This is a genomic window from Pseudomonas emilianonis, assembly GCF_023072625.1.
Lineage (GTDB): Bacteria > Pseudomonadota > Gammaproteobacteria > Pseudomonadales > Pseudomonadaceae > Aquipseudomonas > Aquipseudomonas paraveronii.
Genome location: NZ_JAKNRV010000041.1, coordinates 1 through 22853, shown reverse-complemented (window position 1 = coordinate 22853; position 22853 = coordinate 1). Strand labels below are relative to the sequence as shown.

Sequence of the window (22853 nt, the reverse complement as noted above, 5' to 3'; positions counted from 1 at the left end):
CTTGGCCGTGGGCGGCCGCCGTGCGGGCTTCGAGATCACGCAGCGCGGTCAGCTCGACCGCCGTCGGTTCCTCGGTGGTACTGACCTGGTCGGCAAAGCGAATCGCCCAGCCGGTGGCCGCGACCACTTGCTCGCGGGTGACGCCAGGGTGCAGTGCGGTGACCACGAACTCATGGGTGCCCTCTTCCGGCTCCATGATGCACAGGTCGGTAATAATCCCGACAGGACCGGCACCGGGCAGGCCCAGGCGCTTGCGTGAATCGCCGCCTTCACCGTGGCCGACGGAAGTGATGAAGTCCAGCTTGTCGACAAACGAACGCGCCGACTGCTTGAGAATGATCAGTACGCTCTTGGCCGAACCGGCGATTTCCGGCGCGCCACCGGCACCCGGCAGGCGCACTTTGGGCTGGTGATAATCGCCGACCACGGTGGTGTTGATATTGCCAAAACGGTCGACCTGGGCCGCACCGAGAAAACCGACGTCAATGCGCCCGCCCTGCAACCAGTAGCGAAAGATCTCACCGGTGGGGACGACAGTGTCGGCCGTTTCCGCCAACTCGCCGTCACCAATGGACAGCGGCAGTACGCTGGGCTTGGAGCCAATCGGGCCGGACTCGTAGATCAATACCACGTCCGGCGAGGAGGTCAGGCGCGCCAGGTTGGCCGCCTTGGACGGCAGGCCAATGCCGACAAAACACACCGAGCCATTCTTCAGGCGGCGCGCGGCGGCAACGGTCATCATTTCATTGGTCGAGTAAGCCATTACTTGGCCTCCTTCGCGGCGGCCAGCTTGGCCTGGTATTCACTGAAATCGGCAGTGCCGTGGATGTATTCATCGATCCAGGCAGTAAACGTCCCACGGTCGCGAGCGATCGCGTCCCACGCCTGGTAGAAACGGTTGTCGCGTTGGTTATAGCCATGGGCGTAGGACGGATGCGCGCCGCCTGGCACGTGGCACACGGCGGTCAGGGCCCAGGTCGGTAGGACGCAGCTGTTCATCGGCGCGTTAAGGTCGTCGACAATTTCTTCGACGGTGACGATGCAACGCTTGGCCGCCAGGGCCGCTTCCTTCTGCACGCCAAGAATGCCCCAGAGCAACACGTTGCCCTTGCGGTCGGCCTTTTGCGCGTGGATCACGCTGATGTCCGGACGTACCGATGGCACCGCCGCCAACACTTCGCCGGTGAACGGGCAGGTGACGGTTTTGATCAGCGGGTTGACCTTGGGCAAATCGGAACCGGCGTAAGCGCGCAGCACCGCGAACGGCAGGCCGGAGGCACCGGCGACGTAGGCATTGGCCAGGTCGGCGTGGCTGTGCTCTTCGATCTCCAGGGGCTGCGGCCATTGTTTTTCGACCGCATCACGCAGGCGATGCAGGGAGCCCACGCCGGGATTGCCACCCCAGGAAAAAATCAACTTGCGGGCGCAGCCGGCACCGATCAACTGGTCGTAGATCAGGTCAGGCGTCATACGCACCAGCGTCAGGTCTTTCTTGCCCTGACGAATGATTTCATGACCCGCTGCAGTAGGGATCAGGTGGGTGAAGCCTTCCAGTGCGACGGTATCGCCGTCGTTCACGAATCGCTTCACCGCGTCACGCAGCGCAAGAATTTCAGCCATGGGGTCGGGCTCCCGGTGTGGATCGAAAAAGGCGCGAGGGTGGCGCCGAAGTGCTTGAAGGTTAAGCCGGGGCAACGGGGCAAACAATCCGATAATCGACACAGTGTTCGATTATCGAACCAATTGTTACCTAGCTATTCTTTCCTGCTCACGCAGGAATTGGGTTCGTCTTCAGGTTGCGTCGGCATGGCTGACCATACCTTTGATCACCACGGCGGCCGTGGCCAATGCGGCCGGAATCACCAGCGCGCTGAGCACCTGCTCGAAGTTCCAGCCCAGGCCGAGCAAGGTGGCGCCCATCCATGCACCGAGGATCGCGCCGAAGCGGCCGATGCCGAGCATCCATGACACGCCGGTGGCGCGGCCTTGGGTCGGGTAGAAGCGTGCGGCCAGGGACGGCATCGCCGATTGCGCACCGTTGACACACATCCCGGCGATCAGCACCAAGGTCGCCAACAGCGTGATATTGCCCAGGCTCTGCCCTACTGCGTAGGCAAATACCCCGGCCAGCAGGTAGAACGTGCCGATGACCTTGTGCGGGTTGAACCGGTCCATCGCCCAGCCCACGCCGACTGCACTCAATACCCCACCAAACTGGAACAACGCACCGATAAACGCCGCCTGCTCCATGCTCGCGCCACTGTCGCGCATCAGCGTAGGCAGCCAACTGGTCAGCAGGTACACAATCACCAGGCCCATGAAGTAGGTGAGCCACAGCAACAAGGTGCCGGCGCTGTAGGTGCCGGAGAAGATCACCGCGAATACGCTGCGCGCCTTCACGGTTGTTTGCTCGGGCACACTGAAGCCGCTGGCTTGGGCGACGATGCCGGGCTCGATGGGTGACAGGGCTTTGCGTACCTTGTCGGTGCCGCGATTGCGCACCACCAGATAGCGCGCCGATTCCGGCAACCACACCCACAGCACCACCGTGAGGATCAACGGCAGGATGCCGCCGATCAATAGCAGGCTGTGCCAGCCGAACGCCGGGATCAATTTGGCCGAGATAAACCCGCCACCGGCCATGCCCAGGTTGAAGCCGCAGAACATGCTGGTCACCAGCAACGACTTGTGGCGTTCGGGGGTGTATTCGGACAGCAGCGTGGTGGCATTCGGCATACCGGCACCCAGTCCCAGCCCGGTGAGAAAGCGCAACACCAGCAACTGGTCGACGTTGCTGCTGTAGGCCGAGGCCAGACTGAAGGCACCAAACACCAGCACCGCACCCACCAACACCACCTTGCGTCCGAAGCGGTCCGCCAACGGGCCGGAACCCAGGGCGCCGAACACCATGCCGATCAGCGCGGCGCTCATCACCGGGCCGAGGCTGGCGCGGTCAATGCCCCAGTCCTGGGACAGTGCGGGCGCGATGAAGCCCATGGCGGCGGTGTCGAGGCCATCGAGGAAGACAATCAGGAAACACAGGATCACCACGCGCCATTGATAGCGTGACAGTGGCTGGGCATTGATGAAGGACTGCACGTCCAGGGTGGTACCGACAACAGAAGGCTGATTCATTATTGTTATTCCACACCGATGGCGGGCCAACGACCTGGGGTCGTCATTATTATTGGGCAGCGCTCAGAGCGCTGCCGCACAGTAATAACCCAAGGGAAACAACGTCAATTGATCGAGCCGGGATCTGTGCGGTCACCGAACAGCTTAGGCAAACAGTTGCGCACTCAACTCGCGGCTGGCACTGAGCATGCTCGGCAGGAAGCGCTGTTCCAGTTCGCTGCGGCTGACACGACCGGCATGGGTACTGACGTTGAGCGCAGCCAGCACCTGGCCGGACGCGTCATACACCGGCACCGCGATGGAACGCAGGCCTTGTTCCAATTCCTGATCGACGATGCACCAGCCCTGCTGACGCACTTGTTGCAGGCACTCGAACAAGGCTTCGGGCGTGGTGAGGGTACGACTGGTCTTGATTTGCAGGTCGACGTGGTCGAGGTAGTCCTGCAGCGAGGCATCGTCCAGCGCCGCCAGCAGGATGCGGCCCATGGAGGTGCAGTACGCCGGCAACCGCCCGCCTACCGAAAGGTCCACGGAAATCAGGCGCTGCGTGGTGGCCGACCGGGCGATATAGAGGATGTCATCGCCTTCCAGGGTGGCCATGTTGCAGGCTTCGTGAAGCTGTTCGCTCATACGGTCCAGGTACGGTTGGGCGGAGACCGCCAACGGTGTCGAGGATAAATAGGCATGGCCCAGGGTCAGGACCTTGGGCAGCAGCGAATAGGTGCGCCCGTCGGTGGTGGCGTAGCCGAGTTTGATCAAGGTATGCAGGCAACGGCGCACGGCGGCGCGGGGAATTTCGGTGCGATGACTGATTTGGGCGATGGTCAGGTGACGCTTGCGCTCCTGGAATGCCTGCACCACGGCCAGGCCCCGGGCCAGGGAGGTCATGAAGTCCGGATCACCGGTAAATGCCTGGATGCGTTTGGCCGGTGAAGCCACGATCGGCGGCGCCACTGACGCAAAGGAGTTGCGCAATTGATCGTTCATTTCAAGATCCTCTTTATTATTTTCAACCGCTGGCGCTTATCGACAACCGGGAAAGTTGGTCGCTATGAGAGCCACCCCAACCGGGATACACAAGGTTCTACCAGCAACGTCGGGCGATTATCGGACGATCATGCGATTATCGCAATTCGGCAGGTGCGATCATAAAAACCGGATCGCACGACATTATCAGGCAGACGGCAGAATTTATGGCGCCACTTCCCCGCCAATACTGACGTGCGCATGTAACAAAAGCCTCACACAAAGTGGACGCTTTTTAACTTTATGATGATAGTGTTATTAAAATGCGCCGCTATAATGCAATCTGTGCGGAGGTCAGCCCGGTATCAATATCGGGATCGGAGCTCGCCAGGCGGCGTATATTGATTACGCTGCCGGTTATAAATACCGGTTCAAGGAAGTCATCGTTGGCAGTTCGTTCAAAGTTGAGCGGTTCACCTGTTCAACTTAAAACATGCCGAGGGCGATATTCTGATGTGGCGCTGCACGCTAATTAAACTCAACTCAAATTAGGTAACACTGTGACGAAAGATGAACTGCGCGCGGAACTTGAGCGCCAGGAGCAACGTTACAAGGACGTATACGGCGGGGAAGTCACCACCTACGCCGCCCAGCCTGAGCCAGAACGCAAGCCATGGCGCAAACGAGCGAGTTTGCTCGATCAGGCCTTTGCCCAGGAAATCCAAAAGATTGAGCAGGAACTCAAAGCCGAAGAGCCATAAGCACCCAGGTTTGAGGCCTCAGGGTTCTGCTGTCTCCGCCGGCTCACCGCCGGCGGAGGGCATTCGCCTGTAGACCCATTAGTCAGCGTCCAGCTGCGACCAACGAAATTTCGTACAAATGTTTCAGCCATGACGTTTAGGTGACAAAACCGCACCTTTACGGCACCGCGCTTTGTAAATCAAAGACTTGCCTAGCCCCCGAAAACCCTGGGATGCGCGCCTTTGCCCGGTTTTTTTTCAGTGAAGATTGTTACCGATGAGCAGCTAGTGCATCGATTACCGAGGTTTTCTGGCATAATCGCGCCCCCTTACGACCGGGTCAGAAAACCTTCATGATCGATTTATTCAGCGGACTGGATGCTTGGGTTCTCGTGAGCCTGCTGCTCGCCCTGGCCTTTGTCCTCGCCTTCGAGTTCATCAATGGCTTTCATGACACCGCTAACGCGGTGGCCACAGTCATCTATACCAAAGCCATGCCGCCGCATCTGGCCGTGTTCTTCTCCGGGGTGTTCAACTTCCTTGGCGTGTTGCTCGGTGGTGTCGGTGTCGCCTACGCCATCGTGCATTTACTGCCGGTGGAGTTGCTGATCAATGTGAACACCGGCCATGGTCTGGCGATGGTCTTCTCGTTATTGGCGGCGGCGATCACCTGGAACCTGGGCACCTGGTACTTCGGTATTCCCGCCTCCAGTTCCCACACCCTGATCGGCTCGATCCTGGGTGTCGGCCTCGCGAATGCGCTGATCAACGACATTCCCCTGGCTGACGGGGTGAACTGGCAGAAGGCCATCGATATCGGGGCGTCCCTGGTGTTCTCGCCCATGGCCGGCTTTCTGGTCGCAGCCCTGTTGCTGATCGGCCTGAAGTGGTGGCGTCCGCTGTCCAAGATGCATAAAACTCCGGACGAGCGCCGCAAGGTCGACGAGAAGAAGCGCCCGCCGTTCTGGAACCGCTTGGTTCTGGTGATTTCCGCCATGGCCGTGAGTTTCGTCCATGGCTCCAACGATGGGCAAAAAGGTATCGGCCTGATCATGCTGGTGCTGATCGGTATCGTGCCGGCGCAGTTCGTTCTCGACCTGGGCAGCACCACTTACCAGATCGAGCGTACCCGCGACGCCACCCTGCACCTGAACCAGTTCTACCAGCGCAACCAGGAAACCCTGGGCGAATTCCTGGCCCTGGGCAAAAGCGTGAAGGACGACCTGCCGGGCAAGTTCCGCTGCAACCCGCAGCAGACTGAACCGACCATCAACGCGCTGCTCGACACCTTGAAAGGTGTTTCCGACTACCATTCGTTAACGTCCGACCAGCGCATCGAGGTACGCCGTTACCTGCTGTGCCTGGACGACACCGCGAAGAAAGTCGGCAAGCTGCCAGGCCTGGAAGCCCGTGAGAAATCCGACCTCGACAAGCTGCGCAAAGACCTGACCGCCACCACCGAATACGCACCGTTCTGGGTGATTATCGCGGTCGCACTCGCGCTGGGACTGGGCACCATGGTCGGCTGGAAGCGCGTGGTACTGACCATCGGCGAGAAGATCGGCAAGCAGGGCATGACCTATGCACAAGGCATGTCGGCGCAAATCACCACCGCCAGCATGATCGCTCTGGCCAACATCTTCAGCCTGCCGGTGTCGACAACGCACGTGCTGTCGTCCGGTGTTGCCGGCACCATGGTTGCCAATAAGAGCGGCCTGCAAAGCGGCACAGTGAAGACCATCCTGATGGCCTGGGTGTTGACCCTGCCGGCGACCGTAGGCCTCTCGGCCGGGTTGTTCTGGTTGGCATCCAAGGCGCTGGGCAGCTGATAGCCCGCAGGCCATAAAAAAGGTGCGATCCGCGAGGGTCGCACCTTTTTTTTATGCCAATGTCCCGCCCCCACATAACTCCCGTCTTGTTGATTAAATCGCAGGCAAAAAAAAAGGCGACCGAAGTCGCCCAAAATGCCTTGCGTGCTCATGTAACCTGGAAAACCCTATGGCTTTTTACGCTTGTTTGCGTCTTTCCAGATAAAAAATCCAAACCCTACGAAGAACAGCACCATGAGGCCAACCGTCAGCACTCCGGCAAACACCACATTATCGAAAAACATGACTGGCCTCCTGCTCTTGCCTTGTTGCGATAGGGCTAAGTTAAAGGAGAAGGCGGGATGGGAAATTGACGAGGATCAATGTCGCCCGCGACGGGGCGTAAAGAAGGGAAATAACTGACCTGCATCAATAGATACAGGCTGTTTCAACGTTTTTTCGGTTTGTTTTTCGGTTTTTTCTTAACTTTTCCGAGCGGCATCGCTTGTTCGAACGCCTGGCGAACTTCATTTAGACGTTTGTCGTTGAGGTCATGCACCCGTTTAGCGCGTTCGGCGTTCAGGTCAATCAGTTTGTCGTCATCACTCATGGCTTGGCTTATGTCGTGGAGGGGATCGCTTAATAATGCGGCCTCACTTGCCCGACAGCAAATCAGCGGGCGAAAAAGTGCAGGTCATCACCAAAAATGGCACGCCGCCCTTACCCACGAAATCAGCGAGGTGCCCTTCGCCTAATTGGCAGGGTTGAGTGCTTAAACCTCGACGTCCACCCACAACCCCTGGCGCGGCGCGTCTTCGATCAGCGGCGCCACGGGCACGGTGTTGTCGGCGTTGAGCTCATCGCCCGGGATCGCCAAGTGCGCCTGCGGGTCGTCATCGGCTTCACGCCGGCGTTTCTGCTGTTCCTGCTGGCGGCGTTGCTCCTCGCGCAGCAAAAGAGCCGACTGCTCGGCATCGCCATTTTTCAGGTCGATCGTGCTCTCGTTGGAACTCGCTTGTACGGGCACCACGGGCGGAATATCCGGTTTTTGACGCACCGGGTCGAGTTGCGAGGTGACCGGTACAACGCTGACGGGCAGCATGGGTGGCAGCATAATAGTTGTTCTCCTGTCAGCAGGCTGTCGGCGGGCGGCGCAGCGACTTGAGCGCAGGCTTGCCAACCTGTGACCCAATCGACACTCGCAAGTGCCCGCCACCCGTCGATTCAGCACTCGATGCACTGCGCAAACCGCGTAGTTTTTGTCAGAGTCCTTTGGATGAGGGCCTTGTTCCGTTAAGATAGTCGGCTTTTTCACGGCGGGAGTCAGGCAGCATGGCGCAGCAGTATCAACCGGGGCAACGCTGGATTAGTGACAGCGAAGCAGAGCTGGGGTTAGGCACCGTTCTGGCACAGGACGGCCGCTTGTTGACCGTGCTCTATCCGGCCACTGGCGACACGCGCCAGTATGCGCTACGGAATGCGCCCCTCACCCGCGTGAGGTTCTCGCCGGGCGACAGCATCACCCATTTCGAAGGCTGGAAAATGACCGTGCAAGAAGTCGACGACGTCGACGGCCTGCTGGTCTACCACGGCCTCAATGGGCAGAACGAGCAGGTCACCCTGCCGGAAACCCAACTGTCGAACTTCATCCAGTTCCGCCTGGCCAGTGACCGCCTGTTCGCCGGGCAGATCGACCCGCTGGCCTGGTTCTCGCTGCGCTACCACACGCTGGAACACACCAGCCGCCAATTGCAGTCTTCGCTGTGGGGTCTGGGCGGCGTGCGTGCGCAACCCATTGCTCACCAATTGCACATCGCCCGTGAAGTCGCCGACCGTATCGCGCCACGGGTATTGCTGGCCGACGAAGTGGGCCTGGGCAAGACCATCGAAGCCGGCCTGGTGATCCATCGTCAGTTGCTGTCCGGCCGCGCCAACCGCGTGCTGATCCTGGTCCCGGAAAACCTGCAGCATCAATGGCTGGTAGAAATGCGCCGGCGTTTCAACCTGCAAGTGGCGCTGTTCGACGAAGAACGTTTTATCGAAAGCGATGCCGCCAACCCGTTCGAAGACACCCAGTTGGCCCTGGTGGCCCTGGAGTGGCTGGTGGACGACGAGAAGGCCCAGGACGCGCTGTTCGCCGCCGGCTGGGACCTGCTGGTGGTCGACGAAGCGCATCACCTGGTCTGGCATGAAGACAACGCCAGCGCCGAATACTCGCTGGTCGAACAGCTTGCCGAGGTCATCCCTGGCGTGCTGCTGCTCACCGCCACCCCGGAACAACTGGGCCAGGACAGCCACTTCGCACGCCTGCGCCTGCTGGACCCGAACCGCTTCCACGACCTGCAAGCCTTCCGCGCCGAAAGCGAAAACTATCGCCCGGTGGCCGAAGCCGTGCAGGAGCTGCTGGACAAGGGCCGCCTCTCCCCGGCCGCACACACCACCATCCAGGGTTTCCTCGGCAACGAAGGTGAAGCGCTGCTCACCGCTGTCAATGATGGCGACACCGAAGCCAGCGCACGCCTGGTGCGTGAACTGCTCGACCGCCACGGCACTGGCCGCGTGCTGTTCCGCAACACCCGCGCCGCAGTGCAAGGCTTCCCGGAGCGCAAGCTGCACGCCTACCCGCTGCCGAACCCGGACGAATACCTCGAATTGCCGCTGGGCGAACACGCCGAGCTGTACCCGGAAGTCAGCTTCCAGTCGCAGCCGGATATCGAGGAAGACAATCGCTGGTGGCGCTTCGACCCACGGGTCGAATGGCTGATCGACCAGCTGAAAATGCTCAAGCGCACCAAGGTCCTGGTGATCTGCGCCCACGCCGAAACCGCGATGGACCTGGAAGACGCCCTGCGCGTGCGCTCCGGCATCCCGGCCACGGTGTTCCACGAAGGCATGAACATCCTCGAGCGTGACCGCGCCGCCGCTTACTTCGCCGATGAAGAATTTGGCGCCCAGGTGCTGATCTGTTCGGAAATCGGCAGTGAAGGCCGCAACTTCCAGTTCTCCCACCACTTGGTGCTGTTCGACCTGCCGTCCCACCCCGACCTGCTCGAACAGCGGATCGGCCGTCTGGACCGGATCGGCCAGAAACATGTGATCGAACTGCACGTGCCGTACCTGGAAACCAGCCCGCAAGAGCGCCTGTTCCAGTGGTACCACGAAGCGCTGAACGCGTTCCTCAACACCTGTCCGACCGGCAACGCCTTGCAGCATCAGTTCGGCCCACGCCTGCTGCCGCTGCTGGAAAACGCCGACGACGACAAGTGGCAAGCCCTGATCGACGAAGCCCGTGCCGAGCGCGAGCGCCTGGAACAGGAACTGCACACCGGCCGCGACCGCTTGCTGGAGCTCAACTCCGGCGGTGCGGGTGAAGGCGATGCGCTGGTGGAAGACATCCTGGAACAAGACGACCAGTTTGCCCTGCCGATCTACATGGAAACCCTGTTCGACGCGTTCGGCATCGACAGCGAAGACCATTCGGAAAACGCGCTGATCCTCAAGCCCAGCGAAAAAATGCTCGACGCCAGCTTCCCCCTGGGCGACGACGAAGGTGTGACCATCACCTACGACCGCAACCAGGCGCTGTCGCGCGAAGACATGCAGTTCATCACCTGGGAACACCCGATGGTACAGGGCGGCATGGACCTGGTGCTGTCCGGTTCCATGGGCAACACCGCCGTGGCGCTGATCAAGAACAAGGCGCTCAAGGCCGGCACCGTGCTGCTGGAGCTGCTCTACGTCAGCGAAGTGGTCGCCCCGCGCTCGCTGCAACTGGGCCGCTACTTGCCACCGGCCGCCCTGCGCTGCCTGCTGGACGCCAATGGCAATGACTTGTCCGGCCGTGTGTCGTTCGAAACCTTGAACGACCAGTTGGAAAGCGTGCCACGGGCCAGCGCCAACAAGTTCGTCCAGGCCCAGCGCGACCAGCTGACGCCGCGCATCAACGCCGGTGAAGAGAAGATCACCCCACGCCATGCCGAGCGTGTGGCCGAGGCCAAGCGTCGCCTGGCAGCGGACACCGACGAAGAACTGGCGCGCCTGACCGCGTTGCAAGCCGTCAACCCAACCGTGCGCGACAGCGAACTGGTTGCCCTGCGCCAACAGCGCGAGCAAGGCCTGGCCATGCTCGACAAGGCCGCGCTGCGACTGGAAGCGATTCGGGTGTTGGTGGCGGGTTGATTGCTGCGCTGCTCTGCTAAAAAGAAGGCCCGCGCAATGCGGGCCTTTTTTATTCACTGAAGAATGTCTTCGCCAGTCATGGCCTCATCGGGAGCAAGCCCCCTCCCACCATTGGAATGCATTTCAATGTGTGGGAGGGGGCTTGCTCCCGATGGCGTCAACGCGATCTCAAGCCGTCGCCGCAGCCGCCGGCACCTCCACCGCCACCAACCCCTCCTTCATCCGCTTGGCATCGCGCACGAAGGTCCGCGAGGCTTGGAACAGGAACAGCATGGTCAAGAACAGCGCCACCGGAATCAGGTACATGGCGTCATGCAACCCCACGGCTTTATAAGCCTCTGTCATCTGCTCCGCCCCGGCGGCATACATCGCCGAATGGGCAAAATGATCGGACAAGCCGCCCACCACCACCGGCCCCATGCCGCCGCCCAGCAAGTACAAGCCGGCAAAGAACAGCGCCATCGCCGTGGCCCGCAGGCGCGGTTCGACCACGTCCTGGATCGCCGTGTATACGCAGGTGTAGAAGTTGTAGGCAAACAACCAACCCACGCTGAACAACGCGACAAACACCCCAATCTCGATACGCCCGGCATGTAAGGCCCAGGCGGTGGTGACGGTGGAAATGATCAGGCTGCACGCGGCAAACAGCAGCCGGCCATTGGCAATCCGTTGATGGATCTTGTCGGCAACCCAGCCGCCCAACGTCAGGCCGACCAGGCCGGTCAACCCGACGATCACCCCGGTGGCCACAGCCGCTTCCTGCAACGGCATCAGGAAATAGCGCTGCAGCATCGGCACCAGGAACGAGTTACACGCATAGGTCGCGAAGTTGAAGCACAGCCCGGCCAGCACCAGCCAGAGGAAGGTCGGCACTGCCAGCACGCGGCGGATCGGGCGGTCGACGGGTTCCTGGGAGACTTGCACGGTTTCTGCCGCGCCGCGCTTGGGTTCCTTGATAAAGAACATGAAGACCGCGAGGATCAGTCCCGGCACGGCAGCAATGAAGAACGGCGCGCGCCAGCTGTCGAACGCCTTGACCATCGCGCCAATGGTAAAGAACGCCAGCAACAGGCCCAACGGCAAGCCCAGCATGAAAATGCCCATGGCCCGCGCACGACGGTGGGCCGGGAACAGATCGCCAATCAGCGAGTTAGCCGCTGGCGCGTAGCTGGCTTCGCCGATACCGATGCCCATGCGCACCAGCAGGAAGGTCCAGAAGCTGCCGACCATGCCGTTGATCGCCGTCAGCCCGCTCCAGGCGAACAGGCCCCACCCCATGAGTTTGCTGCGCGAACCAGTGTCGGCCAGGCGCCCGAGCGGCAGACCGGCAATGGCGTAGACGATGGTGAAGGCGGTGCCGATGATGCCGAGCTGGAAGTCGCTCAGGTGCCATTCCATGCGGATCGGCTCGATGATGATCGCCGGAATGGTGCGGTCGAAGAAGTTGAACAGGTTGGCGAGGAACAGCAGGAACAGAATGCGCCAGGCATTCGTCGCTTGGGTCGAGTTCTGCATGGGTCCGTCTCTTTTATTGTTATGAGAGCTGTGATGCCCGATGCATCCTGCTCTGGTCCCTGCAACATAGTCAGGCCGGCAGCGGTTGTCTGTAATGATTCGTAAAGCTGATAGGGCATGATTTCACCCGAAACTACGAGGCTTTTCCTACGAAAGATATAAGTGTGCTCCCCTCTTCCCAACGGCCATGACGCGATTAGAATGGCGAGCCGTCCTGTAGCACCCCCTCTTACTTTCCTTATCGATGACGCCCATGTCCGAAGCCAGTCCGTGTCTGAATTGCGGTGCCTGCTGTTCACACTTCCGTGTGTCTTTCTTCTGGGGGGAGTGCGCCTCGTCGGGGGGCACGGTGCCCGATGACCTGGTGGTGCAGATCAACCACACCCGCGTGGCAATGATCGGCACCGACCAGAAACCTGCGCGCTGCTGCAGCCTTGAGGGCGAAGTGGGCAAAGGCACCCGTTGCACCATCTATGAGCAGCGCTCCAACGTGTGCCGAGAGTTCGACTCATCCTGGAGTCAAGGCGTGCAAAGCACCGATTGCGATGCCGCGCGCGCAGCATTCGGCCTGGCGCCGCTGGAGGCACCGCCCTTCGAGCTGGACCTGCCCATCAGCGCTTAGCATCAAGCCGGCGCTCAAACAGGGGGGGATTTCGTCAGGATTACCCGTTGAGCCTTGCGGTGCCTGCCGGCGAGATCATGAACGTGATCCAAGGAGGCGCCAGCGTCGAGAGACACTTCCCGTGGCCGCAGCGGCCCCACCGGCATCATCAGGCCGAGTCACTGACGTCTAATCTTTGGCATTTCGCCATCATTTATCTAAAGAACTTCGATAAACGGCCGATTCATCAGAGTCGGGCCGGGATTTCCCCTTGAATCACTAGGGTTAAACCTATCGTCCCGGACCCGGACGCACTGTAAAGTCGCGAACTCCCACTCAGTGATGGCTTTTTAATATTTCACAGCCATCCGCCCAGGTACATGGCGCACAATGACTTCTAAAAATAACCCTGCCACCGTGGTCTCCGATGTGTTGCCGACAGCTCCTGCGGAAAAACCTTTAGGTTCAAAGTCATTGAGCAGCCCGCGTCCGGCGGCAACCCAGCAATACCTGTACTTCACCGAGACCAATACCGACCGCATCCTCGACAACCTCGACGGCCTGCGCGACATGGTGTTCCCGCGCCTGCCCCACCAGGAAGGCGACGGCGAGCCGCGCAGCGAGCAGGAATTTCCCTCGGTGTGCCTGATCGGCCTGGGCCGCTGCGGCTCGAACATTGCGCTGGACGTGGCCGAGTTGGTCTACAACGCACGCAAGTTCTACCTGAACGAGTTCAGTACCGAAGACAAGTCGACAGACAAGGGCTACAGCCCGGCCCAGTGGATTCGCAACAACCTGCGCCTGGGCAGCGGCAAAGCCAGCAAACCGGTGTTCCTGGTGGAACCCTTGGTGATGCTGGGCGACCTGGACAAGGACATCGCCGGGCGCATCCGCTTCTCGCGCAAGGGTGAAAAAAGCGGCTTCCTGCGCGACTACAGCAAGATGAAAATCATGGACCTCTCGGAAGTCCATGCCGGCGGCGCCGGTAACGCGCCGATCCTTGGCCAGTACCTCGCCAAGATCATCCTCAATAAAGACACCCAGCGTTTTTCCAGCCCCGACTGGAAAATGATCCATTCGTACCTGATCGACTCCTGCGGCATCAAGGCCAACCAGTCGCGCCTGTACTTCTCGATCTTCAGCGCCGGCGGCGGCACCGGCTCGGGCATGGCGTCGGAGTTCGGCCTGGCCCAGCAGCACTCGTACATGAACAAGACGTTCGACACCAAGCCGGCCGACGAGCACGACAGCAAAAGCGGCCACGCCTTCGTCTTCGAACCGATCTTTACCAGTGGCATCTGCGTGCTGCCGAACATCTCCGATCACCGCAGCGAAATGTCCGAGGCGCTGCACATCAACGCCGGGCGGCTGCTGTGCAAGTACCTGTCGGAAGAATGGGATTTCTCATACAACTTCGCCAATGAAGACAGCAGCGAAGCCAGCGTCAAAGGCCGTATCCGCCCATGGAACGCGATGATGCTGATCTCCAACGACATCATGCGTTACGCCGAAGAGAGCGATGACGGCAACATCCAGAACATTGATGTCAATGCCATGGAAAAGCACGCCAACCAGTACATCTCGCAACAGATCTTCAACATTCTTACCGCCCAGGCGGTCACCACCGACTACGACCAGAACTACTTCCGTCGCGCCGGGATCGACATCGGCGAAACCATCCGCCTGGATGCCAACGACCTGTTCATGAGCCTGGCCGGCCCCGTGGCGATTGCGTACGCCGAATCGGTGGTCCCGGAAACCACGACGCCGTCGAATGACAAGTTCAAGGTGTTCGACAAAGAACCGCAGCGCCTGAACATCGACGACCTGTTCTTCCGCTCCATCGACCTGCCGCACTTCAACAAAGTCACCCAGGCCATCGAGGGCATCAGCCTGCTGCCGATCGAGTCCAAGCGCTACAAGGCCTCCCTGGAGCAGTACAAGAACTCCGGCTATGACGCGGCAGCGCTGCACGACCTGCACTTCTTCAAGAACTGCTCGTCGGTGGTGTCGATCGTGTCGCTGCCCAAGGACTACAAACTGTCCTACATGGACCTGAACCGCCTCAAGACCCACCTCAACAGCCTGTTCCCCAACACCACGCTCAAGCGCTATGCCCTGGTGATCGGCGCGTCGGCCAACCTGTCGCTGACCACCCTGATCGCCAAGAGCCCGTGCCTGTCGGACGATTTCCTGACGCTGATCGTGGCGTTTATCAAACGCTGCTTTGCGCGCAACCCGTATCGTTTCGATGACACGCTGGACAACTCGATCCTGGACTTCATCATCCACGAGGACTTCGACGAAGACCGTATCGACGAACTGCTCAACGAGTTTGAAAACCCGGCAAAGATCCTCGATACCAACTGGTACGCGATCAAGCCGATGTATGAGAAGAAGTACCGCGAGTTGATCAATGACAAAGATAAGTTTGTCTCGATCAATGACATTCGTCTGTCACGGGATTGCGTGAAGAAGGCGATCAAGTACCTGCGCGAGATTTACCGTCATCGGATCGGCAAGACCAAGATTATTTCGTTGAACAACCATACCGGCAAGACAGCCTAGGCTTATGTGGCGAGGGAGCTTGCTCCCTCGCCACGGCGATCGGCTCACACCCCGAAACAATTCCCCCAGCATTTCGCCGTCAGCAAAACTGTTCCCGTGACGCGCACGTCACCCGCACCTGTGACCTTTCTCCACGGCAAGATGCCATCACCGCATCCGCGGTTACTCCGCTACACACTTACAGCGGCGCAAACAGTGCACCATTTTCGCGCAGACGTTTCTTACGCTGCCCTTTCCTGGATCAGAATCCACGGCGAAACCACCACCGCCCACAAGCTCGGATCGCGCTCCAGCAGGTCCAATGCCCGCGTCGCAGACACTTCGCCAAGGCTGCCCGAGGCCAGCCAGGCAGAGACTTTATCGCGCTGGTCCTCGGCCATGCCCTCGGCCGCCTCGATCAAATTCAGGCCGGCGTCGACCCACAATAGGGCACCCTTGGCAAAGAACGGTTCGAGCTCCTTCCAGGAGATTTCGGCGGTTTCACCGAGCAGCTTGGCATAGAGGGTGCTAGGTTCTTGCGTCATGGGAATTCACCTTGGGAAAAAATCGGCGCAATCATAACGTCGTGTCTCTCGTAGAAAAACCCAGTTGCAAATGAGTGAGCGATTGAAAGCGTCAGGAAAGCCACGGATTGCCCGCGACTGCGGCAGCCACCCGCCGCAATTCTGTCTTTTTCTTTCATTTAAGCGACACGCCCGGGTATTGCCCCCAGCAGCCAGCTTTTCAAGCGATCAACCGGCGCTCTACACTGTACCGGTACAGTTGCCAGAGCACGGCCGGGGGGATATTCGAGATATCTGATCCGGTTCTGCAGCTCACAAGGCCGCTAGAACTATAAAAAATACAACAGTAAGAGTGGAGCACTATGAATAAGGCTACTAAGCAGATTTCCAAACTGTTTGCCGCTATGGTCCTGGCCGGGGTTGCCAGCCATTCGTTCGCAGCCGACACCATCAAGATCGGCATCGCCGGGCCTAAAACCGGCCCTGTCACGCAATATGGCGACATGCAGTTCATGGGCGCCAAGCAGGCGATCGCCGACATCAACGCCAAAGGCGGCGTCGATGGCAAAATGCTCGAAGCCAAGGAATACGACGACGCCTGCGATCCCAAGCAAGCCGTTGCGGTCGCCAACAAAGTGGTCAACGACGGCGTCAAGTTCGTGGTCGGTCACCTGTGCTCCAGCTCCACTCAGCCAGCGTCCGACATTTATGAAGACGAAGGCGTGATCATGATTACCCCGGCTGCCACCAGCCCGGAAATCACCGCCCGTGGCTACAAGCTGATCTTCCGTACCATCGGCCTGGACAGCGCCCAAGGCCCAGCAGCCGGCAACTACATCGCCGACCACGTGAAGCCGAAGATCGTTGCCGTGCTGCACGATAAGCAGCAATACGGTGAAGGCATCGCCACCGCCGTTAAACAGACCCTCGAGAAAAAAGGCACCAAGGTTGCCGTCTTCGAAGGCCTGAACGCCGGTGACAAGGACTTCTCCTCGATCATCCAGAAACTCAAGCAAGCCAACGTTGACTTCGTCTACTACGGCGGCTACCACCCTGAGCTGGGCCTGATCCTGCGCCAAGCCAAGGAAAAAGGCCTGAACGCCAAGTTCATGGGCCCAGAAGGCGTCGGCAACGACTCCATCTCGCAAATCGCCCAGGGCGCTTCCGAAGGCCTGCTGGTGACCCTGCCGAAATCCTTCGACACCGACCCGGCCAACAAGGCCATCGTTGAAGAGTTCGCCAAGAACAAGCAGGACCCAACCGGTCCGTTCGTGTTCCCGGCCTACTCGGCCATTGAAGTCATCGCAGGCGGTATCAAAGCCGCGAAGAGCGAAGACACCGCCAAAGTGGCCGAAGCTATCCACGCGGGCACCTTCAAGACCCCTACCGGCGAGCTGAACTTCGACGCCAAGGGCGACCTGAAGGACTTCAAGTTCGTGGTCTACGAATGGCACTTCGGCAAACCAAAAACCGAAGTTTCCCCTCAGTAAGCCAGGCGTTACTGGTCAACAAGCCCACTGTGAGAGCAGTGGGTTTTGTTTTACGAGGTTTATGGGCCCGTCACCCGCGATCCGGGCGCTGGCTCACCTGAAAATCTTAAAACCGTCACCAGCGGTTCGCTGGCAAACGCTTTGCGCAAATGTGCTCACAGAACACAGCGCAGGGCCGGAACATGACTCCACCAGTGAAATGCGTATCGGGTTTTTAGGAGCGTTGTAATGCCTGAGATCTATCATTTTTTCCAACAGCTGGTTAATGGCCTGACCATTGGCAGCACCTATGCCCTGATAGCCATTGGCTACACAATGGTTTACGGCATTATTGGAATGATCAACTTCGCCCATGGCGAGGTTTACATGATTGGTTCCTACGTGGCCTTTATCGCCCTCGCCGGGCTGGCCATGATGGGTATCCACTCACTGCCGCTGTTGATGACCGCCGCGTTCCTTGCGTCGATCGTCGTAACCAGTGCCTATGGCTACAGTATCGAACGGGTTGCCTATCGTCCCTTGCGTGGCAGCAACCGTTTGATCCCGCTGATTTCCGCCATCGGCATGTCGATTTTCCTGCAGAACACCGTATTGCTGTCCCAGGACTCCAAGGATAAGTCCATTCCCAACCTGATCCCGGGGAGCTTCTCCTTCGGCCCAGGTGGCGCACAAGAAGTGCTGATTTCGTACATGCAGATCCTGGTCTTCGTCGTCACCCTGGTGGCCATGCTGGGCCTGACCCTGTTCATTTCCCGCTCCCGTCTGGGGCGCGCCTGCCGGGCCTGCGCCGAAGACATCAAGATGGCCAACCTGCTGGGCATCAACACCAACAACATCATCGCCCTGACCTTCGTCATCGGTGCCGCGCTGGCGGCCGTCGCGGCCGTGTTGCTGAGCATGCAGTACGGCGTGATCAACCCCAACGCCGGTTTCCTGGTCGGCCTCAAGGCCTTTACCGCAGCGGTATTGGGCGGCATCGGCAGCATTCCGGGCGCCATGCTCGGCGGGCTGGTGCTGGGTGTGGCCGAGGCGTTTGGCGCTGATATCTTCGGCGACCAGTACAAGGACGTCGTGGCGTTTGGCCTTTTGGTTCTGGTGCTGTTGTTCCGTCCGACCGGCATCCTGGGCCGTCCGGAGGTTGAGAAAGTATGAGCAGATATCTTAAATCGGCGTTTTTCAGCGCCCTGCTGGTTTGGGCCGTGGCCTTTCCGGTACTCGGCCTCAAGCTGAGCATTGTCGGCATCAACCTGGAAGTGCATGGCACCGGTCCCGTGACCCTGACCATCATTGCCCTGTGCTCGGTGCTGATGTTCCTGCGCGTGCTGTTCACCCAGCAGGTCGGCGCGTTATTGCGCTCCAACCGTGGCCCGCTGGTATCGCCCAAGGTCAGCCAATTCCTGACCCTGCCGCGCACCCAGCGCTACATCATCATAGGCCTGATCGTGGCCGCGCTGATCTGGCCGTTCTTCGGCTCGCGCGGTGCGGTCGACATCGCCACCCTGATCCTGATCTACGTGTTGCTGGGCCTGGGCCTGAACATCGTGGTCGGTCTGGCCGGCCTGCTTGACCTGGGTTATGTGGGCTTCTACGCCGTGGGTGCCTACACCTACGCGCTGCTCTCGCACTACCTGGGCTGGAGCTTCTGGGTTTGTCTACCACTCGCCGGTCTGATGGCGGCGACGTTCGGCTTCCTGCTGGGCTTCCCGGTACTGCGCCTGCGCGGTGACTACCTGGCCATCGTGACCCTGGGCTTCGGGGAAATCATCCGACTGTTCCTGCGTAACCTGACCGACATCACCGGTGGCCCCAACGGCATCAGCAGCATTCCCAAGCCGACGTTCTTCGGGCTGTCGTTCGAGCGCTCCGCCGCCGAAGGCATGCAGACCTTCCACGAGTACTTCGGGATTGCCTACAACCCGGTGAGCAAAGTGGTGTTCCTGTACCTGGTGGCGCTGTTGCTGGCCCTGGCCGCATTGTTTGTGATCAACCGCCTGCTGCGTATGCCGATCGGCCGTGCGTGGGAAGCGCTGCGCGAAGATGAAATCGCCTGCCGGGCCCTGGGCCTGAACCCGACCATCATCAAGCTGTCCGCGTTCACCCTGGGCGCTGCGTTCGCCGGTTTTGCCGGCAGCTTCTTCGCCGCTCGCCAAGGCCTGGTGACGCCGGAGTCGTTCACCTTTATCGAGTCGGCGATCATCCTCGCCATCGTGGTACTGGGTGGCATGGGCTCGCAGTTGGGCGTGATCCTCGCGGCGATCGTGATGATCCTGCTGCCGGAAATGATGCGTGAGTTCAGCGAATACCGCATGTTGATGTTCGGCGCCATGATGGTGCTGATGATGATCTGGCGTCCTCAAGGCTTGCTGCCCATGCAACGTCCACACATGGAGCTGCGCAAATGAGCCGCGAGATCCTGAAAGTCGAAAACTTGAGCATGCGCTTCGGCGGCCTGCTGGCGGTCAATGGCGTGGCCCTGACCGTAAAAGAAAAACAAGTGGTTGCGCTGATCGGCCCCAACGGCGCCGGCAAGACCACCGTGTTCAACTGCCTCACCGGTTTCTACAAGCCCAGCGGTGGCAGCATCCTGCTCGACGGCCTGCCGATCCAGGGTCTGGCCGGTCACGAGATCGCCCGCAAGGGCGTGGTGCGGACCTTTCAGAACGTGCGGTTGTTCAAGGACATGACGGCGGTCGAAAACCTGCTGATCGCTCAGCACCGTCACTTGAACACCAACTTCTTCGCAGGCTTGTTCAAGACCCCGGCGTTCCGCAAGAGCGAGCACGAGGCCATGGAATATGCGGAGTACTGGCTGGACAAGGTCAACCTCACCGAGTTCGCCAACCGCCCCGCCGGCACCCTGGCCTATGGGCAGCAACGTCGCCTGGAAATCGCCCGCTGCATGATGACCCGCCCGCGGATCCTGATGCTCGACGAACCGGCCGCCGGCCTGAACCCCAAGGAAACCGAAGACCTCAAGGCGCTGATCGGCGTGTTGCGTGAAGAAAACAACGCCACGGTGCTGTTGATCGAACACGACATGAAACTGGTCATGAGCATTTCCGACCACATCGTGGTGATCAACCAGGGCACGCCCCTGGCCGACGGTACGCCGGAGCAGATCCGCGACAATCCTGAAGTGATCAAAGCCTATCTGGGGGAAGCGTAAAATGCTGCAATTCGAAAACGTTTCCACTTTCTACGGCAAGATCCAGGCCCTGCACAGCGTCAACGTCGAAGTGCGCCAGGGTGAGATCGTCACGCTGATCGGCGCCAACGGTGCCGGCAAGTCGACCTTGTTGATGACCCTGTGCGGTTCGCCGCAGGCCCACAGCGGCAGCATCCGCTACATGGGTGAAGAGCTGGTGGGCCAGCAGTCATCGCACATCATGCGTAAAAGCATCGCCGTGGTGCCGGAAGGCCGACGGGTGTTTTCGCGCCTGACCGTCGAAGAGAACCTGGCCATGGGCGGGTTCTTCACCGACAAGGGCGACTACCAGGAGCAGATGGACAAGGTGCTGCACCTGTTCCCCAGGCTCAAGGAACGCTTCAGCCAGCGCGGCGGCACCATGTCCGGCGGCGAGCAGCAAATGCTCGCCATCGGCCGGGCGCTGATGAGCAAGCCCAAGCTGTTGCTGCTCGACGAACCCTCCCTGGGCCTGGCACCGATCATCATCCAGCAGATCTTCGACATCATCGAACAACTGCGCAAGGACGGTGTGACGGTGTTCCTGGTCGAACAGAACGCCAACCAGGCGCTGAAAATCGCTGACCGTGCCTATGTGCTGGAAAACGGCCGGGTGGTGATGCAGGGCACGGGTGAGCAGTTGCTGACCGATCCGAAGGTGCGTGAGGCGTACCTCGGCGGTTAACACCCGGTTGCTGGACGAACCGGATCCAAATGTGGGAGGGGGCTTGCCCCCGATGGCGCCATGTCAGGCACAGAACATGTGACTGATATACCGTCATCGGGGGCAAGCCCCCTCCCACATTTGTTTCGGGTGCTCCCTGACGAATTTTTCTCAAACGACTTGTAACGAATTCCAACGTCCAGCCTCTAGTGGTACAAGCAGGCAATCATGCCCGCCGACTCAACCCACTGCTGGAGATACACCATGACCGTAAAAACCCGTTCGCTGTCCGCCGCTTCCCTCGTCCTGGCCCTGGGTTCCGCGCTGAGCCTGTCCGCCCTGACCACCAGCGCCCACGCTGCCGACGACATGCAGAAATGCTTCGGCGTCGCTGAAGCCGGCAAGAACGATTGCGCCGCCGGCGCTGGCACTTCCTGCGCCGGCACGTCCAAAACCAAGGATCAGGCCAATGCCTGGAAACTGGTCCCGGCCGGCACCTGCACCCAAACCCCAAGCACCACCTCGCCGAGCGGTTTCGGCCAGGAAGCAGCCTTTACCGCCAAGTCCTGAAACAGCCCCCAGCCTGAGTACTGATGATGACGCTTCCGTTCCTGCAAACGCCCTCAGCGGCTCAGGCGCCCGGCCTCCCCTTGCGGGCCGGGCTGGGGCTGAAGCACGAGCACTTCGCCGAAGTGCTCGATACCTGCCCCGATATCGGTTTTTTTGAAGTGCATGCCGAAAATTACATGGTGGCCGGCGGCCCGTTTCATCACTACCTGGGTTTGATTCGCGCGCAGTACCCGCTGTCGCTGCACGGCGTGGGCCTGTCCATCGGCGGCGAAGGCCCGCTGGACCGTGAGCACCTGGCACGGCTGGCGAGGCTGATCGAGCGCTATCAACCCCGCGCCTTTTCCGAACACCTGGCCTGGTCGACCCATGGCCCGGTGTTTCTCAACGACTTGCTGCCCCTGGCCTACGATGTCGACAGCCTGAATCGGGTGTGCGAACACGTTGACCAGGTTCAAAGCTTCCTCAAACGCCCAATGCTGCTGGAGAATCCATCGACCTACCTGCAGTTCCAGCGCTCGACTCTGGACGAGACGGACTTCATCAGCGAAACCATCCGCCGCACCGGCTGTGGCCTGCTGCTGGACGTCAATAACGTCTACGTGTCGTGCATCAATCATCAGCGTAACCCGTTGGCCTACATCGACGCCCTGCCCTTGCACGCCGTGGCTGAGATTCATCTGGCAGGCTTTGCCGAAGACACCGACAGCCTGGGCGAGCGCCTGCTGATCGATGATCACGGCGCGCCCATCGATAACGCCGTCTGGCAGTTGTACGAGCACGTACTCGAGCGTACCGGCCCGGTGGCCACGTTGATCGAAAGGGATAACCAGGTGCCGGCCTTCAGCGTGCTGCTGGCCGAGGCGCAACAGGCCGAACGGCACTTGTTGCAGGTGCGCCCATGAGCCTCCTCGAAGACTTTGCCGCCGCCCT

At 60.1% G+C, this 22853-nt stretch carries 21 protein-coding genes; 12 read left to right on the top strand and 9 right to left on the bottom strand.

What is annotated here, in order from left to right; genetic code table 11:
- From L9Z73_RS07340 to pcaR, 4 genes are all read right to left on the bottom strand, one after another.
- Positions 1-763: CoA-transferase subunit beta (locus L9Z73_RS07340; RefSeq protein ID WP_247397979.1), on the bottom strand; the 763-nt coding region annotated here is incomplete at its 3' end.
- On the bottom strand, positions 763-1620 hold the full coding sequence (locus L9Z73_RS07335) for a CoA transferase subunit A (RefSeq protein ID WP_247397977.1): 858 nt from the start codon (positions 1618-1620) through the stop codon (positions 763-765). The genes L9Z73_RS07335 and L9Z73_RS07340, both read right to left, overlap by 1 nt.
- Positions 1621-1791: 171 nt before the next feature.
- Entirely contained in the window at positions 1792-3135 is a 1344-nt protein-coding gene (locus L9Z73_RS07330; protein WP_247397973.1) for an MFS transporter, read from the bottom strand.
- A 144-nt stretch (positions 3136-3279) separates the two neighbouring features.
- Entirely contained in the window at positions 3280-4122 is an 843-nt protein-coding gene (gene pcaR, locus L9Z73_RS07325; RefSeq protein ID WP_247397971.1) for a pca regulon transcriptional regulator PcaR, read from the bottom strand.
- A 539-nt stretch (positions 4123-4661) separates the two neighbouring features.
- Between pcaR and L9Z73_RS07320 the strand changes: the two genes are divergently transcribed.
- Entirely contained in the window at positions 4662-4862 is a 201-nt protein-coding gene (locus tag L9Z73_RS07320) for a hypothetical protein (protein ID WP_003172389.1), read from the top strand.
- Positions 4863-5194: 332 nt separating this feature from the next.
- A complete protein-coding gene (locus L9Z73_RS07315) occupies positions 5195-6670 on the top strand; it encodes an inorganic phosphate transporter (RefSeq protein WP_247397969.1) in 1476 nt (491 codons plus the stop codon).
- 167 nt (positions 6671-6837) lie between these two features.
- Here the strand turns inward: L9Z73_RS07315 and ccoM are convergent, their stop codons facing one another.
- From ccoM to L9Z73_RS07305, 3 genes are all read right to left on the bottom strand, one after another.
- Positions 6838-6954, bottom strand: coding sequence for a cytochrome c oxidase subunit CcoM (gene ccoM / locus L9Z73_RS31205; RefSeq protein WP_029297086.1), 117 nt, complete (start codon positions 6952-6954; stop codon positions 6838-6840).
- 143 nt (positions 6955-7097) lie between these two features.
- Positions 7098-7259 (bottom strand): hypothetical protein, encoded by a 162-nt coding sequence (locus L9Z73_RS07310; RefSeq protein ID WP_017844811.1) that lies wholly within the window; start codon positions 7257-7259, stop codon positions 7098-7100.
- A gap of 162 nt (positions 7260-7421) precedes the next feature.
- Positions 7422-7763: an aspartate-semialdehyde dehydrogenase gene (locus L9Z73_RS07305; protein ID WP_247397967.1), complete on the bottom strand. Its 342-nt coding sequence runs from the start codon at positions 7761-7763 to the stop codon at positions 7422-7424.
- Positions 7764-7981: 218 nt separating this feature from the next.
- Here L9Z73_RS07305 and rapA point away from each other — a divergent pair, with 218 nt between their 5' ends.
- Positions 7982-10828 carry an RNA polymerase-associated protein RapA gene (rapA, locus tag L9Z73_RS07300; RefSeq protein WP_247397965.1) on the top strand — a complete coding sequence of 949 codons (2847 nt, stop codon included), beginning with the start codon at positions 7982-7984 and terminating at the stop codon, positions 10826-10828.
- Between the two features lie 168 nt (positions 10829-10996).
- Here the strand turns inward: rapA and L9Z73_RS07295 are convergent, their stop codons facing one another.
- On the bottom strand, positions 10997-12343 hold the full coding sequence (locus L9Z73_RS07295) for a spinster family MFS transporter (protein WP_247397964.1): 1347 nt from the start codon (positions 12341-12343) through the stop codon (positions 10997-10999).
- A 253-nt stretch (positions 12344-12596) separates the two neighbouring features.
- On the opposite strand from L9Z73_RS07295, the gene L9Z73_RS07290 reads away from it, so the two are divergent.
- Complete coding sequence (locus L9Z73_RS07290) at positions 12597-12965, top strand: YkgJ family cysteine cluster protein (RefSeq protein WP_247397963.1); 369 nt, start codon at positions 12597-12599, stop codon at positions 12963-12965.
- Positions 12966-13334: 369 nt separating this feature from the next.
- Positions 13335-15512 (top strand): hypothetical protein, encoded by a 2178-nt coding sequence (locus tag L9Z73_RS07285; protein ID WP_247397962.1) that lies wholly within the window; start codon positions 13335-13337, stop codon positions 15510-15512.
- Positions 15513-15733: 221 nt separating this feature from the next.
- Here the strand turns inward: L9Z73_RS07285 and L9Z73_RS07280 are convergent, their stop codons facing one another.
- Complete coding sequence (locus tag L9Z73_RS07280; RefSeq protein WP_247397961.1) at positions 15734-16036, bottom strand: DUF2288 domain-containing protein; 303 nt, start codon at positions 16034-16036, stop codon at positions 15734-15736.
- A 341-nt stretch (positions 16037-16377) separates the two neighbouring features.
- Here L9Z73_RS07280 and L9Z73_RS07275 point away from each other — a divergent pair, with 341 nt between their 5' ends.
- The 7 genes from L9Z73_RS07275 (at position 16378) to bufB (ending at position 22825) form a co-directional block, all read left to right on the top strand.
- On the top strand, positions 16378-17505 hold the full coding sequence (locus L9Z73_RS07275) for a branched-chain amino acid ABC transporter substrate-binding protein (protein WP_247397960.1): 1128 nt from the start codon (positions 16378-16380) through the stop codon (positions 17503-17505).
- A gap of 228 nt (positions 17506-17733) precedes the next feature.
- Positions 17734-18657, top strand: a complete 924-nt coding sequence (gene livH / locus L9Z73_RS07270; RefSeq protein ID WP_003231100.1) for a high-affinity branched-chain amino acid ABC transporter permease LivH — start codon at positions 17734-17736, stop codon at positions 18655-18657.
- Positions 18654-19907: a high-affinity branched-chain amino acid ABC transporter permease LivM gene (locus L9Z73_RS07265; protein ID WP_247397959.1), complete on the top strand. Its 1254-nt coding sequence runs from the start codon at positions 18654-18656 to the stop codon at positions 19905-19907. The genes livH and L9Z73_RS07265 overlap by 4 nt, the downstream gene beginning before the upstream one ends.
- The gene (livG, locus tag L9Z73_RS07260; protein WP_247397958.1) at positions 19904-20671 is read left to right on the top strand and encodes a high-affinity branched-chain amino acid ABC transporter ATP-binding protein LivG; all 768 of its coding nucleotides are present in this window, start codon (positions 19904-19906) and stop codon (positions 20669-20671) included. Before L9Z73_RS07265 ends, livG begins: the two co-directional genes overlap by 4 nt.
- A gap of 1 nt (position 20672) precedes the next feature.
- A complete protein-coding gene (locus L9Z73_RS07255) occupies positions 20673-21374 on the top strand; it encodes an ABC transporter ATP-binding protein (RefSeq protein ID WP_017844798.1) in 702 nt (233 codons plus the stop codon).
- Between the two features lie 243 nt (positions 21375-21617).
- Positions 21618-21923, top strand: coding sequence for a BufA1 family periplasmic bufferin-type metallophore (locus tag L9Z73_RS07250; RefSeq protein WP_247397957.1), 306 nt, complete (start codon positions 21618-21620; stop codon positions 21921-21923).
- A gap of 23 nt (positions 21924-21946) precedes the next feature.
- The gene (gene bufB, locus L9Z73_RS07245; RefSeq protein WP_247397956.1) at positions 21947-22825 is read left to right on the top strand and encodes an MNIO family bufferin maturase; all 879 of its coding nucleotides are present in this window, start codon (positions 21947-21949) and stop codon (positions 22823-22825) included.
- Positions 22826-22853: the final 28 nt, after the last annotated feature.